15 protein-coding genes and 1 other RNA gene are annotated in these 13,643 nt (G+C 39.2%); 7 read left to right on the top strand and 9 right to left on the bottom strand.

Annotation, left to right across the window (positions count from 1 at the left end; all coding sequences use genetic code 11):
- Positions 1–7: 7 nt before the first annotated feature.
- Together MKY07_RS01700 and MKY07_RS01695 are read right to left on the bottom strand one after the other, a co-directional pair.
- Positions 8–547, bottom strand: coding sequence for a superoxide dismutase family protein (locus MKY07_RS01700; protein ID WP_087617141.1), 540 nt, complete (start codon positions 545–547; stop codon positions 8–10).
- An 86-nt stretch (positions 548–633) separates the two neighbouring features.
- Positions 634–1,377, bottom strand: coding sequence for a 3D domain-containing protein (locus MKY07_RS01695; RefSeq protein WP_014824896.1), 744 nt, complete (start codon positions 1,375–1,377; stop codon positions 634–636).
- Between the two features lie 605 nt (positions 1,378–1,982).
- Here MKY07_RS01695 and MKY07_RS01690 point away from each other — a divergent pair.
- The 4 genes from MKY07_RS01690 to MKY07_RS01675 all read left to right on the top strand — a co-directional run bounded on the left by MKY07_RS01690 (position 1,983) and on the right by MKY07_RS01675 (position 4,246).
- The gene (locus MKY07_RS01690; protein ID WP_014824897.1) at positions 1,983–2,171 is read left to right on the top strand and encodes a YjfB family protein; all 189 of its coding nucleotides are present in this window, start codon (positions 1,983–1,985) and stop codon (positions 2,169–2,171) included.
- 368 nt (positions 2,172–2,539) lie between these two features.
- Positions 2,540–3,184: a YfbR-like 5'-deoxynucleotidase gene (locus MKY07_RS01685; RefSeq protein WP_008406231.1), complete on the top strand. Its 645-nt coding sequence runs from the start codon at positions 2,540–2,542 to the stop codon at positions 3,182–3,184.
- 158 nt (positions 3,185–3,342) lie between these two features.
- A non-coding RNA gene (gene ssrS, locus MKY07_RS01680) (6S RNA) lies at positions 3,343–3,534 on the top strand.
- Positions 3,535–3,715: 181 nt separating this feature from the next.
- Entirely contained in the window at positions 3,716–4,246 is a 531-nt protein-coding gene (locus MKY07_RS01675; protein WP_339263608.1) for a GNAT family protein, read from the top strand.
- Positions 4,247–4,361: 115 nt separating this feature from the next.
- Here MKY07_RS01675 and MKY07_RS01670 read toward each other — a convergent pair whose 3' ends face one another.
- The 7 genes from MKY07_RS01670 to MKY07_RS01640 are packed head-to-tail and all read right to left on the bottom strand — an operon-like array spanning position 4,362 to position 11,027.
- Positions 4,362–4,970, bottom strand: coding sequence for a malonate decarboxylase holo-ACP synthase (locus MKY07_RS01670; RefSeq protein ID WP_339263607.1), 609 nt, complete (start codon positions 4,968–4,970; stop codon positions 4,362–4,364).
- Positions 4,961–6,649: a biotin-independent malonate decarboxylase subunit beta gene (locus MKY07_RS01665; protein WP_339263606.1), complete on the bottom strand. Its 1,689-nt coding sequence runs from the start codon at positions 6,647–6,649 to the stop codon at positions 4,961–4,963. Before MKY07_RS01665 ends, MKY07_RS01670 begins: the two co-directional genes overlap by 10 nt.
- Positions 6,642–6,938 (bottom strand): malonate decarboxylase subunit delta, encoded by a 297-nt coding sequence (locus tag MKY07_RS01660; protein ID WP_008406224.1) that lies wholly within the window; start codon positions 6,936–6,938, stop codon positions 6,642–6,644. The genes MKY07_RS01665 and MKY07_RS01660 overlap by 8 nt, the downstream gene beginning before the upstream one ends.
- Positions 6,892–7,761 (bottom strand): triphosphoribosyl-dephospho-CoA synthase MdcB, encoded by an 870-nt coding sequence (locus tag MKY07_RS01655; protein WP_339263605.1) that lies wholly within the window; start codon positions 7,759–7,761, stop codon positions 6,892–6,894. The genes MKY07_RS01660 and MKY07_RS01655 overlap by 47 nt, the downstream gene beginning before the upstream one ends.
- Before the next feature lie 12 nt (positions 7,762–7,773).
- Complete coding sequence (gene mdcA, locus MKY07_RS01650) at positions 7,774–9,423, bottom strand: malonate decarboxylase subunit alpha (RefSeq protein WP_339263604.1); 1,650 nt, start codon at positions 9,421–9,423, stop codon at positions 7,774–7,776.
- 2 nt (positions 9,424–9,425) lie between these two features.
- The gene (locus MKY07_RS01645) at positions 9,426–10,352 is read right to left on the bottom strand and encodes a malonate decarboxylase subunit epsilon (protein ID WP_339263603.1); all 927 of its coding nucleotides are present in this window, start codon (positions 10,350–10,352) and stop codon (positions 9,426–9,428) included.
- 24 nt (positions 10,353–10,376) lie between these two features.
- Positions 10,377–11,027: a GntR family transcriptional regulator gene (locus tag MKY07_RS01640; protein ID WP_008406217.1), complete on the bottom strand. Its 651-nt coding sequence runs from the start codon at positions 11,025–11,027 to the stop codon at positions 10,377–10,379.
- A 193-nt stretch (positions 11,028–11,220) separates the two neighbouring features.
- Here MKY07_RS01640 and madL point away from each other — a divergent pair, with 193 nt between their 5' ends.
- From madL to MKY07_RS01625, 3 genes are all read left to right on the top strand, one after another.
- The gene (madL, locus tag MKY07_RS01635) at positions 11,221–11,628 is read left to right on the top strand and encodes a malonate transporter subunit MadL (protein ID WP_008406216.1); all 408 of its coding nucleotides are present in this window, start codon (positions 11,221–11,223) and stop codon (positions 11,626–11,628) included.
- Between the two features lies 1 nt (position 11,629).
- The gene (gene madM, locus MKY07_RS01630; RefSeq protein WP_065217493.1) at positions 11,630–12,391 is read left to right on the top strand and encodes a malonate transporter subunit MadM; all 762 of its coding nucleotides are present in this window, start codon (positions 11,630–11,632) and stop codon (positions 12,389–12,391) included.
- Between the two features lie 271 nt (positions 12,392–12,662).
- Positions 12,663–13,601 (top strand): carbohydrate kinase, encoded by a 939-nt coding sequence (locus MKY07_RS01625; RefSeq protein ID WP_339263600.1) that lies wholly within the window; start codon positions 12,663–12,665, stop codon positions 13,599–13,601.
- Positions 13,602–13,643: the final 42 nt, after the last annotated feature.

Here is a 13,643-nt window from a genome sequence, read left to right as displayed (position 1 = left end):
TTAACTATTACTTAACTACCCCACATACAATCCGAGCTCCCGAATTCCCTGATGGGTCTGTTTTATAATCGTCTGCTTTTTCGTGAATGACAACAGATGTGCCATCTTCATCAAACAGGGAATTTTCTTTCCCTTTTTCAAGTGTAAAATCGGCTGTCACAAAGTTTAATTCCACTTCACCTGCATCATCCACAGTAATATTCGGAAGATCCCCTAAATGTGGGCCTGCTGGATTATCGACGCCATGCTGCTTTTTCGTTGGATTGAAATGGGCACCTGCCGATTCAAAGCTTGGAGGTTCACACTTCCCAAACTCATGTAGATGGATTCCGTGATCACCCGGCGGTAAATTATTTAAAACAGCAGTCAGTTCGACTCCTTTAGATGATTCTTTAAATAAGATTTCACCAACTAGGTTGTTCTTTGTATCATACATCTGCGCCTTCGCAGATAATGCTTCTGGTGCACTTACCGGGACGGTTTCCTTTTGAAATAAATTACATCCGCTTAATAATAGTACACATACAAATAAGCTAATTACTCGCACACTATCCCCTCCTTGCAGCTAGTATTTCAATAAAGAGGGCTGATTATACAAAAAAGCCACTCAAAATTTGAGTGGCTTCTTTCATATTAGTCTAAAATTTTGATTGTTACTGAACGGCGGCCCCATTCGTAGGCGTTATCTAAATCTGGAATAAATACATCAATTTTATTTCCCTTAATTGCCCCGCCTGTGTCAGCTGCAATGGCTTCCCCATATCCTTCAACCCAAACTTTTGTCCCTAACGGAATGATTCGTGGGTCTACTGCAATTACTTTTAAATTTGGATTGGCGCGTAAATCCGTACCATTTGCCGTTGTACCTGAACATCCTTCACAATAGGCTGTGTATGCTGTCGCTTCAACAGTCATTGTTCTTCCTGTATCAGGAACTGAACTTGTTGAAGTTTTCGCTTGTGTACCGCCTGTCGCGCTTTTCACTTCACTCTTGGCATACTCCTGTTGAGATCCGGATACTGTAATGGCGTCACCCGCATAAATTAAATCTGAATCGATATTGTTCCATTTTTGTAACTGATCAACTGTTGCATCATGGGCCAATGCAATATGGAACAACGTATCCCCTGGTGAAATCGTATATACTTTCTCATCATGACCACCAATTTTTAATGTATCCCCAACAAAAATTGTATTACTATTTAAATTGTTCAATTCCTTTATCTCTTCAACTGATGTTTGAAACTGTTTACTTATTTTATAAAGTGTATCTTCAGGTTGGATTGTATAAGTATCTGCAGAAGCTTGAGATGCAAATAGCCCCCCTGTAGCGAATACTCCTGCCAATAGAACTGCCATTAATTTTTTCTTTGTCAAATTTCTGTCCCTCCATATTTCCCAAATAAATTTAATTTGTTTTGACTCTGCTTTAACCTTACAGCAAATACATTGCAACACGATGACGCGGATATGAACCCTCCATTACAAGCACATTGCAGAGCTTTTGGATAATTATTACTAAATTTGAAGCGATTTATACATAGATTTTCCATTTTTTTGCGAAGTGACAGGAAAAGAAGAAATAATAAATGGGAATTCGTTTTCAGACTTATTACAAATCCGCCTATTCCTTTAATAATTCTTTCAATTTTGACGATATAAAGTAAAACTTCAACCAGTAGGGGGTGTTCATCCCCTACTGGTTGTTAGTTGAACCAATCGGGCTTTTACGGGCAGTTGATTTCCCAGTTAGAAGCCGAAGCTTTGCCTCTGCCGCTACGCTTTCGAGGCAGATAATTTACTGCCCGTTAAAGCGGGATAAAGTGAAACTTCAACCAGTAGGGGGTTTTTCACCCATTACGGATTGGAGGAACACAAGTTAAAACCGTCACATCCTGTGACAACATTTATGTGACCAACTTCGTGTTGGCCCGAACCAATCGGGCTTTTACGGGTAGTACAAATGAAAAGGAGGGTTTACTATGGAATTAAACACCATCATGTCAGCTCAGCTCGCCTCGCTACAGCAAACTGTGCAGATGAGTATTTTAGACAAGGCAATGAATACCGGCGCGGCAACCGCTATTCAAATGATTGAAGCAATGCCCCAACCGCAAGCAACTCCAGCACCCCACCCTTATAAAGGACAAATGATTGACGTCCAGGTTTAGTTTTAAAAATAAGAAAGGACGCTCATCATTTTACGTGAGCGTCCTTTCTGTTTTTAAATACAGGTTTTGCATTTGGCAGGATTGAAGATATTAGAAGATTTTTTTAGTTATTAGAAATTAGACTCCTGTTATTGGCACTTCTGAATCACATATTAGCAAAACGAGGAGACATTTTAGAAATTCTTCATACTATATTAGATAATCCAACTTTAATTGGACAATTGAATACGCTTTTTAGAATTTTTTTCATTTAATTAGAAAAACATCATCCCTTAATGTAAACCGCACGTTAAATTTCGGTTAAACACTTTTAAAAAATCATTTTTCGGGTATAACTAATAGTACAATGATGATATAAACAAAAAGGAGTGATTATTATAGGTATCCATACGTTTTTTACCAGTTTAAATGATTTAGAGCGTATCATCCGTTGTCCGGGCCGCTTTAAATTTGAAGAGCATAATGTGGCAGCACACTCGTGGAAGGTTTCGCAGTATGCGATGTTTTTTGCAACATTGGAGGAACGTGCAGGCAGTCAAATTGATTGGAAATCGTTATATGAAAAGACGATTAATCATGACTTTGCCGAAGTGTTTATCGGGGACATTAAAACACCTGTCAAACATGCAAGCGTTGAACTAAAGCAAATGCTTTCACATGTCGAAGAGAAAATGATGGAAAAATTTATTCTGGAAGAAATTCCGCTTGATTTACAGGACGTATTTTTTGACCGTATGAAAGAAGGCAAGGATCATACAATTGAAGGACGACTGCTTGAGTTTGCTGATAAGCTGGATCAGTTTTACGAGTCATTTTCAGAACTGAAGCGAGGAAATACCGACAAAGAATTTGTTCATATGTATGAAACTGCACTAAGCAAGTTACTGTTGATCGATCTGCCGGTATCTGTAGACTATTTCCGTAACGAAATTTTATCGGATGTTGTAACGGAAAAGACAGTCATCGATATTGCACTTTTAACAGAAAATATTTTACAGCAGCATACAGAATAATAACGGAAGGCTTCCTAATATATAAGGAAGGCTTTTTTATTTTGGTAATAAATCCAGCTTTTGATTTCGAAAAACTTCAATAAAACCATTCAAATTATTTGACTTTTTTTTTAAAACATACTTTATTGCATTCCACATTAACTTACTATAAGATAACAATAAGGCTACGTTGTACGTACGAATATTAAGTTTTAACCTTTATACTTATACAGGGAGTTTTACATCGATGTTGGAATGGCGTGCCTGGACTCTTTTGACTTCAGGATAGACAGGATAGCATTTGCGAACACCCACTTTGAGGAGTGGTGGTTTAAAACTTTCTATAATAACTACGGCAATGTGGCTGCTTACATAAGCAATACAGCCATAACAACATACAGACACTTACACGAATTTATGTGTAGGTGTTTTTTTATTTTCCTTTTCCTGGTATCATCTGAATATAAAATCTATAACCTTGAAGGGACTGAACTATGCGCAGATGGCAATATTTTTTATCTAACTGATTAAAAAATATTGGAGGTAATAAAATTGATACTAGAACTGAATACTAAAAGATTGTATTTGAGAAGAATGGAACCTTCAGACTCACCCAGCTTGTTTAAAATATGGTCTGATCCACATGTAACTGAATTCATGAACATATCCAGCTTTACGCATGAAACTCAGGCGAAAGAAATGATCGAACTGCTTGAGGGTTTGGCTCAGGCCGGTAAAGCTGTTCGTTTCAGCATGATTGAACGGGATTCGAATGAAATAATAGGTACGTGTGGATTTAACGCTATAGATTTTGACAATGCAAAGGCGGAGATTGGTTACGACATTGCCAAAGCCTATTGGGGCATGGGATTTGCTCCAGAAGGTATTAGTGCGTTACTGGAATGTGCTTTCGGAACTTTAAAACTGAATAGAATTGAGGCAAAAGTAGAACCCGCTAATGTCAATTCAATCAAGGTTTTACAAAAACTTGATTTCAAGTTTGAAGGAACTCTTAGACAATACGAAAAATCTAAAGGAAACTTTATCGATATCAATATGTATTCACGGCTAAAAACCGACTGATTTAATTCCCTACTGCCTATTTCTTTAATTAGAAATAGGCCTTTTTTTTTCGAATAACAAAAACCCTCATTAAATAACTGTTCGTTATTTAATGAGGAAAAAATTATATAATTTGCTATCCCTTATAGATCAATGACTCTTTTTCAAGCAGGATCGGTCCAGTACTCGTTCTTACTATAAAAGAAGAGTGGTTTAAGTAATCAGCTAAAACAACCGCCCCAACGCCTAAAATCTCCACTTGGACATCAACACGGTGAGCACTTTTACTTTTCTGCAGCTGAGAAAAAATTGGTGTCAACTGATCGAGTTCCTGCAACCTTTTGCAGTATAAAATAATATCAATATCACTGTTTTCATGGCAAACAGTGATTCCTGTTGCCATCGAAAAACCTACACTTCCGCCAATTCCCCATTTCAAACCATCCAATACCTTTTCGATATAAGTAAGCGACTGGATATGGGTTGCAGGATATGAATTTGCCAGAACATCAAACGGCCGAATTACTCGTTTAATGTTAGTTATAGTTGTAATCGCTGCAAATCGTTTAGACCGATTGTCCCCACGAAAGCCTATCGCAACTTTCCCGTCCTCTACTTTCATTCGTCTCACAACAGCAATGCCTTGAGCCATTTCATCCTCATTCATCCAATCAGGATATTGACCAAAGTAATCAATCTGATCCATGGACTTCAAAAACACTAGATCATGTACAGTTAGTTCCATTGTTGTGCGATTTTCCCACGTACAGCAATCGATGCCTTACGACCATTTTCAACCGCTATTGTTGATTGAATTCGATTTGCCAACGTTCTATCTCCGGACTGAATAATATCTTCTTTTGCCGATGTAATCGAATGAATGACTTTTTGAACTTGTTCATTAGTTGGTTCGTCTGCGTTAATACCGTCGATTAACTCATATAATGCACCTAGTGTTTTGAATGAATGGACATCATACGCCATCGATGGAACAGACTTCGCGAATTCGTCCAATTCTTCAACAGTACGCATTGTAACAAGAGCTGCAGACTTCTTGGACATTACATGTACTTGCACTTCTGAATCATCAAGCGAAATAATACGGTTTCCTTGCATACCGTGTGCCAGAAATGCCCCTGAAATTGCTTTTCCTACAACACATGTAACAATTGGGTGCCCACTTTGTCGAGCAACTGCATATGCCTCAACACTTGCTGCACACGCTAAATAAATGCCGAATAATTCTTCATGGTAGCCGAATGCCTGACCCGGAACATCGACAATTGGAACGATTAATCTCTTTTCTGCTGAATCCTTATCTTCTTCGATTGCCTGACGAACATATTTCGCAACCGTCCAGGCTTCCTGCAGACCAAACTCCCCATTGCGGGCACGGTAAAATTTATTTTCACTGTTTGGCACAACAGCAATGAAACGAGCTTTTTCTCCATTTAAATGGGCATCTGCCACTAAAACAGATGGCGTTTCTGAAATTGATGGTGCATTATTTGTAAATGCATTAAACCACGTACGGCCTCTGCTCGTATTTTCCCCATCTGTAATCGTTGCTTCACCAGCTGCCAATTCCGATCGGTTACTTAAAATCTCCTGGGCTTCATCAGTACCGATTTTCTGTTCAAACTGCAAATGGTTCAGCATATTTAAGAATGTATCGTACTCCATTGTTCTTTGTTTGAAGTTGTTATTTGTCCATAAGTTTTCCAGCGTATCTAAGTAATTGACAACATCATCCTCAATAACAGCATCGACTAATTTCGAATTGTAGCGCATTGATCCACCAATCATTTTCCAAATGAAAGGTTTCTGTTTTGCATTTAGCTCTTGAATACCCGCTTCTTGCTGAACTACTTCAGGGCCATTCATACCAAGTCGACCTTCTCGTGTCATGATTAGAGCAGAACAAAGTCCAGCTGTTAGAGACATCCCTCCGAAAGAACCGACTTTCCCCGGAATTATGCCGATTACAGGTACATACTTTTTCAAAGCAACAATCGCCGAACTAATTTCAGCAATCGAAAGCAACCCGTAGTTTGCTTCTTGGAGACGAACGCCGCCTGTATCGTAAATGATGACCGGGTAAATCAGTTCCCCTGCTTCACAAGATTCATATGCACGCTCTAAGGCACCTGCAAATTTCGCCCCGGAAACTTCACCGATTCCCCCACCTTGGAAACTTCCTTCTATTGAAATAACTAATGAACGACGACCTCGAATTGTCCCTTGCATTATGATCATCCCGTCATCACTTTGCGGTACAATATTTTGTGCTTCTAAATGTGGTGATTCAAAAAAGTCGAATGGACCTAATATTTCATTTGCTGTTCCTTCATCTAGTAGTAATAGTGCACGTTCTCTTGCCTTACTCTCTACTATACTTACAGGTAATTTAATAGAATTATTCACCGAAAACCACCTCCGCTGCCTGTGCAAGTCGTATCGATACGACACCTGGTGTTGCCCCGAAATCATTAATCTTAATTGAAGCCAATATATCTTGCTGTAAAACAAAACGCTCCACTACTTTTTGCCAAGTTTCAGCATAACCCGTAATACCTGTACGAACTTCTACTTTTGTTTCCGAGCCTTCGATTGGCTGGATCAGTATTTCTAAATCCCCCGATCCTACAACCCCAATATGTGCTTGCTTAGTAACCGGACGATTTGCCTGAAACGTGTAATTCAACTTTTCCATGCTGTGCACCCCTTTTCAGTTTATCTGACATATTAATTACGAATAATGTAGCCGCCAACAAATCAGCCGATCCCCCTGGAGATAACCAGTGCTTAATATATAACTCATCTAGTTTCTTCATATTTGAAATTGAAAAGTTTGTTAGCAGTTTCTTCGCTTCCTGTTTCGCAAACTCCAATCCTTCCAGACCGCCTCGATGAAGTAAACAAGTGTCGTTTAAATTTGCAATCAATACTAGTAACGTATGAAGTTTAGCATCTCTTAGCGACATCCTTTGAGCCGCTTGTAAAAATGCTGGCAAACTAAACTTTTGAATATGAGGGAACGCCTGCTGTGCTTCTTCTCTGGCACCTGGAATCCCATAATTCTCTTTCACTTTACTTCCGTTTGTTTTGGACTTTGGAATATATTGATCCGGAAGATTGGCCATTTCCGCAGCATCATTAAATACTTGCGGGAAGAGCACTTGGCCCTGTCTTCGAGCTATTGCGGAACAAAGTAATCCAATCGACCAGATTGCCCCTTTATGCGTATTACTATTTTCAGTAACCGCAAACATTTCCTTTTCACCATTCCGTCCAATTGCACCAAATTGTTCCCTTATTTCTACTGTTGGCGGTCGGTTGAAACTCAGCATTGCCATTTGATAAAACGTATTGTGCAAAGAATGTGCTGAATTCTGCATTTTTGTTAAAGATAAATCATGATGTGCACCATTGTTTTCTGTATCTACTAAACCTGGCTTTGGTGTCAATTGAACTTCTTCGATTAATGCTTCAACAGCCTTATCAGCAATCCGTTTACAAATCACATGCTGTTTCATTCCTTCAGCTCCTTACCAACTTTTGAATTTTGATGGTGGCTCATATAATCCGCCAGACCATTGAACAAGCTCGTCAATATTTTTTGCTGCCAACAATGAACGGTTCGCTTCACCGCGTAAAATATTTAAGTCTTCCGGCATTGCCACTAAACCGCGCTCGCGAAGTAATTTTGTACGCTTTACATCATTTTCCATCCCTAGCGGCGTTACCCCTGCAATCGAAGCAATCATTTCTCTTCGTTCTGCAGGACTATCAGTTTTATATAGGTAGGCAATCCCTTCTTCTGTCACAACATGTGTAACATCTTCCGCATAAATCATGACCGGGGCAACTGCTAAATTCGCCTGTTTCTTTACATCAATTGCATCTAAACGTTCAACAAAAACAGGTGTGTTGGCATCCTGGAATGTTTCGGCAACTTGTACAACAAGCTTTTTCCCGCGAGCCAATTCATCCTGACTCGTCATCATGTTATACCAAGCTTCCGTTGAGTGACGGCGTCCGCCCGGATCATGTCCCATATTTGGTGCACCACCATAACCTGCAACACGTCCCTTTGTTACCGTCGAAGAATTGCCGTATGCATCCATTTGCAACGTCGAACCGATAAATAGATCAACTGCATACTGACCTGCAAGCTGCGCCAATGTACGATTCGAACGAAGACTGCCATCTTTCCCTGTGAAGAAAATATCTCGACGTGCCTGCACATATTTTTCCATCCCTAGTTCACCGCCAAAACAGTGAACACTTTCTACCCAGCCTGTTTCAATCGCCGGAATTAATGTCGGGTGCGGATTAAGAACCCAGTTTTTGCATATTTTCCCCTTCAAGCCCAATTGTTCACCATATGAAGGTAATAGCAGTTCAATTGCAGCTGTATTAAAACCAATCCCATGGTTTAATGATTGAACGCCATGTTTTTCATAAATACCGCGAATACACATCATCGCCTGTAAAATCTGAATATCTGTAATATGGCGCGGGTCACGTGTAAATAACGGCTCCAGCTCATATGGTTCATCCGCTTCAACGATGAAATCGACCCAAGAACCCGGAATATCGACACGTGGCAATTCATCCACAATTTCGTTTACTTGAGCAATTACAATTCCATCACGGAAAGCTGCTGCTTCTACAATTGTTGGTGTTTCTTCTGTATTTGGTCCTGTATATAAATTTCCGAAGCGGTCTGCTTTATCTGCTGCAACTAACGCTACATTCGGAATTAAATCGATAAATAATCTTCCATAAAGTTCAACATACGTGTGCAGATCCCCTAAAATTAACCTTCCATCCTCAATCATTTGGGCGATGCGCAAACTTTGCGGACCAGCAAAACTTAAGTCAATTTTTTTAGCAATGCCTTCTTCAAAAATATCTAAATGTTCCGGACGTGACACACTGGACATAATCATATGTAAATCATGTACACGCTCTGGATCGACCTTTACGAGTGCTTGAGATAAAAATGACGCCTGCTTTTGATTATTTCCTTCTAAAACAACCCGATCCCCCGGTTTAATAAGCAACTCAAGTACATCTACAATTTTCTCTGTTGGAATTGTTACACCCTTTACTAGATGCTCCACTTCCGCTAATCTCTTTTTCTTTCCTTCCAATCTTGTTGACCAAGAACGTTGCTGTTGAATTAATACCATATTTACACCCCTTCATTTTTTGCTAAATATAGACAATCAGTAAACCCATTCTTTTCCACGCTATAACTATCCGCCTCTGGAAACGCATTTTTGGCAAGTTTTTTTAACACATCCCCTGGCGACATTTCAATAAATTGACGAACTCCATTTTCAAATAAGATCGAAGTTGCATCATGCCATCTGACAGGTAAAGCAATACTTTCAGCCAAATCCTGAACGATATGAGAAGGCTGGCGAAGTACCCGTGCATTGCGATTTGCAATCAACGGAAATTTCGGCCTTTGAAGCGTTATGTTCTCCAGTTCCACTGCTAATCTTTCCTGAACAGGTAGAAACAATGGACAATGGGATGGTGTAGAAACATTCAGCATCTTTGCTGAACTTGCCCCTTTTCCAGATACGTAGTCCAGTACATTTTGCATCGCTTCCTTATGACCTGATAAAGTCAGCTGCTGCGGTGCATTGCGATTTGATACATAGACCGGTTTTTGATCCGTATGGAATTTTTGCGTAATTTCTATAAGAGTTGATTCGGGTAAGCCTACAACAACTGCCATTCCATACGCCTCATCCTGCAAAGATTCCATCAGTTCCCCACGAAGTGAAACTAAATGCAGGGCATCTTTAAATGTTAGTACCCCGCTTGTCACCGCGGCGGCAAATGCGCCAACCGAGTGACCTGCCAAATAGTCTGGTGCTGCGCCTTCATTTAGAAAGGTCCGGGCTGTTGCAACACCGGCCGTCAGCATAGTAAGCTGGACATTTTTTGTGCTCTTTAATTTTTCAGCTGTTGCAAGCAGCTTAATTTCTGTTTCTAAAACATCTGAAGCTTCATCCAAGGTTTCTTTAATAGTTGGGTGTGTAGGAAGTGCATCTAAAAACCCGCCATATTGCGAACCTTGCCCTGGAAAAAGCCATGCCTGCTTCATTATTGACTTCCCCCTCCCTTTGCTTTATAACTGCTTATTTCGGACGCTGAAAATAACATCCTCTGTATGCTTTCTTAATATGGATTTCAGCTGATCCAAGTCATCATTCTTTAAGCATTCATATATTTTTGTATGCTCGATAATCGATTTTTCAATAATTTCGTTATTGGAAAAATGGATTACTTGAATTCGCAGTAATGGCAGCGCAATTTTACTGTACATATCATTCAGAACAGGACTGTTGCTTAACTTGAATATAAGAAAGTGAAATTGATAGTTTAAGTGCGTATATTCTGTATAGCTTTTCGTTTTTGTCATTTTAGTTAATACGGCTTTCATTTCTTTCAGTGTGCCTTTTTCTTTACTGGGATTTTCTAAACGTTCTGCTGCCAGCATTTCCAAATGATTGCGCACATCCAATAGATCTTTCATATCATCTAATGTGTAGCCTTTTATAAATGCCCCTTTTCTTGGAACACGTTCAATAATTCCTTCTGTCGCTAATAAATAAATTGCTTCTCTTACAGGGGAGCGGCTCGTTTCATACTGTTCTGCATATATCGATTCAACGACTTGATCTCCTGGTCTTAACTCGCCACTCAACACTTGTTCCAACAAGTTATTGGCGATTCTAATCGATAAGGCATTGTCCAATGCTCTCTCAAAATAATTCAACTAAACCTTCTCCTTTTAACTAAACATAGTCGACTGTATACAATACATATTATATCTTTAAAACGTAAATTTCAATCGTATAATCATTTTTTCTCTTAAAAAAATAATATTTTCCTTGCTTATGTAAATATTATTGTTTATTCTATATTCAGAATACAGTCGACTGTTCTAAACAATATAAAGGGGTGGAATTATGGTTATATATGGTGTTGCCATTTTAGCTGGGTGTTTCTTATTTGGAATGTTTTGCGGTGAATTGATCGGCGCTTTAATGGGGATTGATTCGAATGTGGGTGGCGTAGGTATTGCGATGTTACTATTAATCGTAGTCGTTGATAAATTACAGAAGAATGGGAAAATCAGTCTGCCTGCTCAAAGTGGCCTAGCTTTCTGGAATGCAATGTATATCCCGATCGTTATTGCAATGGCAGCAAGTCAAAATGTATTAGGTGCATTAACTGGAGGTCCTCTTGCGATCATTGCAGGAATTGCAGTTGTTCTTATTAGTTGGTTATGTGTTCCATTATTGAGCGGAAAAAAGGCGAAAGAGTCTGCCATTGAGTTCAATAAAAATAACGCAGCAACAGGGGAGGTAAACTAATATGTGGGATGCTCTTAAAACTGCGTTAGAATCTAACGGTTTAATCACAGGATTCGTCATTGTCGGTATTACAATGTATGTCGCATACTTGATTTCGAATAAATTAACAAAGGGACTTATTCATGGCTCCGCTATTGCGATCGTTCTTGGATTAGTATTAGCTTATTTCGGAGGAGTTTACAGTGAAGGAACTAAAGGTTTAGCTGATATTTCATTATTCGCAGGAATCGGTTTACTTGGCGGTAGTATGCTTCGTGACTTTGCTATTGTAGCTACATCATTCGGAGCAAACTTTGACGAAATTAAAAAAGCAGGTATTCGCGGGATTTCATCACTCTTTATCGGTGTAGCATTATCGTTTGTAGTTGGTATTATTTTTGCACTTATTTTCGGTTATACAGATGCTGTAAGTCTTGCTACAATCGGTGCCGGCACAGTTACTTATATTGTTGGTCCAGTAACAGGAGCTGCATTAGGTGCAAGTTCAGAAGTTATTGCAATCAGTATTGCAGCAGGGTTAGTAAAATCGGTCATCGTAATGGTAGGAACTCCATTTATTGCAAGGTTCATTGGACTTAACAATCCATTAACTGCAATGGTGTATGGTGGATTATTAGGAACTACTTCCGGTGTTACGGGAGGATTAGCTGCAACGGATGTACGATTGGTCCCGTATGGCGCCGTTACAGCTACTTTCTACACAGGATTAGGCTGCTTACTTTGCCCTACCCTGTTATTCATCTTAACAGATATGATTTGGTAAGTTAATAATTCATACTCGATATATAAGGTGCAATTTTATATTTTCAAAAAGGTGTCACATTTTTTCTCTATAACATTCCCCCAGAATTTTATAAGATAAAACCACCCTCTGAATATTAAAATTGCAATTAAATGAGTAAAAGATAAAACGTGAGTACATTTCCGTACTCACGTTTTTTGTCGCTTTTTATAAACTCATAGGGTAAATATTTTTAATTCTAGTTATTTTATGCCAAAATTTAGTGAAACACATATATTTGGAGGAAACGGATATGAAAAAAATTCTTTGTATTGGCGAATTGCTCATCGATTTTTTTACAACGCATACGGAAGTATCCATTATAGAAGCGAAAACATTTGAAAAACAGGCTGGTGGTGCTCCCGCAAATGTAGCAGCAACCATCGCGATGCTTGGAGGACAGGCATATTTTTGCGGAAAAGTGGGCAACGATGCATTTGGCCACTTTTTGAAACAAACGTTGGAGCAAGCAGGTGTTCATACAGATCAGCTTATAATGGATCCGTCTGCACCTACTACTTTGGCCTTTGTTTCAAGACAGAAAGATGGGGAGCGGGATTTTATTTTCAATCGCGGTGCCGATGAGTTATTATGTATCGAAGATTTGAATTTACAGCAGCTAATGATATCCGATATGTTTCACTTTGGCTCAGCCACTGCCCTTTTAAGCGAACCTTTCAGTAAGACGTACGAGCAATTAATGCAAACAATGTTAATGCAAGATTATTTTATTTCTTTTGATCCGAATTACCGGGCTGACTTGTGGAAGCATGATACTGAACAATTTATTCGAAAATGCGAACCTTTTATTGAAGCTGCAAATTTCATTAAGATGAGTGATGAAGAACTGTTATTATTCGCAAGAACAGATAACTTCGAACAGTCAATTGAATGGCTGACACAGTTAAACGATAAAACAATTGCCATTACACAAGGCGCTTCCGGTACAATGCTTATTCAAAATGGACAAATTACAACCGTTCCGGCATTTCCCGTAAATTCCGTTGATACAACCGGTGCAGGTGATGCGTTTGTCGGTGCAGTTTTATATCAGTTAAGTAAATATGAAGACACAAATCTCTCGTTTAATGAATGGGTAACCGTGATCGAATTCGCCAACCGTGCTGCATCAAAAGTATGCGAAAAAGTAGGTGCAATCGAATCCCTCTCTTCATTAAAAGAACTTCAATAATAAAAAAGGGCGTGTTAAAAGTCTCACTTCCCCTTTAACACG

It is taken from the genome of Solibacillus sp. FSL W7-1472 (genome assembly GCF_037969775.1).
Lineage (GTDB): Bacteria > Bacillota > Bacilli > Bacillales_A > Planococcaceae > Solibacillus > Solibacillus silvestris.
Note: the sequence above shows the minus strand (reverse complement) of the source record. Positions and strands in the feature narration are given on the sequence as shown.

Coding starts and splice junctions, on each gene's coding strand:
- MKY07_RS01660 (WP_008406224.1), bottom strand. CDS start 6,938: ATGGAAAAGTTGAATTACACGTTTCAGGCAAATCGTCCGGTTACTAAG.
- madM (WP_065217493.1), top strand. CDS start 11,630: ATGTGGGATGCTCTTAAAACTGCGTTAGAATCTAACGGTTTAATCACA.
- mdcA (WP_339263604.1), bottom strand. CDS start 9,423: ATGGTATTAATTCAACAGCAACGTTCTTGGTCAACAAGATTGGAAGGA.
- MKY07_RS01645 (WP_339263603.1), bottom strand. CDS start 10,352: ATGAAGCAGGCATGGCTTTTTCCAGGGCAAGGTTCGCAATATGGCGGG.
- MKY07_RS01655 (WP_339263605.1), bottom strand. CDS start 7,761: ATGAAACAGCATGTGATTTGTAAACGGATTGCTGATAAGGCTGTTGAA.
- MKY07_RS01625 (WP_339263600.1), top strand. CDS start 12,663: ATGAAAAAAATTCTTTGTATTGGCGAATTGCTCATCGATTTTTTTACA.
- madL (WP_008406216.1), top strand. CDS start 11,221: ATGGTTATATATGGTGTTGCCATTTTAGCTGGGTGTTTCTTATTTGGA.
- MKY07_RS01670 (WP_339263607.1), bottom strand. CDS start 4,970: ATGGAACTAACTGTACATGATCTAGTGTTTTTGAAGTCCATGGATCAG.
- MKY07_RS01690 (WP_014824897.1), top strand. CDS start 1,983: ATGGAATTAAACACCATCATGTCAGCTCAGCTCGCCTCGCTACAGCAA.